This is a genomic window from Belnapia sp. AC561, assembly GCF_979252845.1.
On record NZ_CEEDBP010000183.1, the window covers coordinates 1 to 279 of the forward strand.

General features: G+C 66.7%; 1 protein-coding gene. It reads left to right on the top strand.

The window, feature by feature from the left end; all coding sequences use genetic code 11:
- Positions 1–71: 71 nt before the first annotated feature.
- On the top strand, positions 72–279 hold a 208-nt coding region (locus tag AC0IW9_RS30660; RefSeq protein ID WP_471652082.1), incomplete at its 3' end, for an acyl-CoA dehydrogenase family protein.

The window sequence follows — 279 nt, forward strand, 5'->3', positions numbered from 1 at the left end:
GTCACCGACAGCGTTCGCGCCCTGCCCTCACCCCGACCCTCTCCCGATGGGAGAGGGAGAAGGAGATATCGATGCCCCTCTACCTCACCGAAGACCAGACGACGCTTCAGGATACGATCCGCGAATTCGTCGCCGACGCCGCGCCCGTCTCGCACCTGCGTGCGCTCCGCGATGCCGACGATCCCATCGGCTTCTCCCGCGACCTGTGGAGGCAGTTCGCGGAGATGGGCTTCACCGGCATCCTGATCGGCGAAGATCAGGGCGGCCTCGGCATGGGCC